The 1,160-nt window shown below is 48.3% G+C and carries 1 rRNA gene; it reads right to left on the bottom strand.

Annotation, left to right across the window (positions count from 1 at the left end):
• Nucleotides 1-1,160: ribosomal RNA gene (locus tag AC0C45_RS30000) — 23S ribosomal RNA — on the bottom strand; the annotation flags it as partial.

Below are 1,160 nucleotides of genomic sequence, written 5' to 3'. Positions count from 1 at the left end.
CCCCTATACATCATCTTACGATTTAGCAGAGAGCTGTGTTTTTGATAAACAGTTGCTTGGGCCTATTCACTGCGGCTGACCTAAGTCAGCACCCCTTCTCCCGAAGTTACGGGGTCATTTTGCCGAGTTCCTTAACGAGAGTTCTCTCGATCACCTGAGGCTACTCGCCTCGACTACCTGTGTCGGTTTGCGGTACGGGTAGAGTATCATTAAACGCTAGAAGCTTTTCTTGGCAGTGTGACATCACTAACTTCGCTACTAAAATTCGCTCCCCATCACAGCTCAATGTTATAAAGATAAGCATTTGACTCATCTTACACCTCACTGCTTAGCCGGACTCTTCCAATCGTCCGGTTTAGTTAGCCTACTGCGTCCCTCCATCACTATATACTCTAGTACAGGAATATCAACCTGTTGGCCATCGGATACACCTTTCGGTCTCTCCTTAGGTCCCGACTAACCCAGGGCGGACGAGCCTTCCCCTGGAAACCTTAGTCTTACGGTGGACAGGATTCTCACCTGTCTTTCGCTACTCATACCGGCATTCTCACTTCTATGCGTTCCAGCGCTCCTCACGGTACACCTTCTTCACACATAGAACGCTCTCCTACCATGACACTTTTGTGTCATCCACAGCTTCGGTAAACTGTTTTAGCCCCGGTACATTTTCGGCGCAGGGTCACTCGACTAGTGAGCTATTACGCACTCTTTGAATGAATAGCTGCTTCTAAGCTAACATCCTAGTTGTCTGTGCAACCCCACATCCTTTTCCACTTAACAGTTATTTTGGGACCTTAGCTGGTGGTCTGGGCTGTTTCCCTTTCGACTACGGATCTTAGCACTCGCAGTCTGACTGCCGATGATATCTCGTTGGCATTCGGAGTTTATCTGAGATTGGTAATCCGAGATGGACCCCTCACCCAAACAGTGCTCTACCTCCAAGAGACTTAACATCGACGCTAGCCCTAAAGCTATTTCGGAGAGAACCAGCTATCTCCAAGTTCGTTTGGAATTTCTCCGCTACCCACAAGTCATCCAAGCACTTTTCAACGTGCCCTGGTTCGGTCCTCCAGTGAGTTTTACCTCACCTTCAACCTGCTCATGGGTAGGTCACATGGTTTCGGGTCTACAACATGATACTAAATCGCCCTATTAAGACT

The sequence above is a fragment of the Priestia sp. VA7 genome (assembly GCF_055710015.1).
The sequence above is the reverse complement of the archived record's forward strand: the minus strand, read 5'-3'. Positions and strand labels throughout refer to the sequence as shown.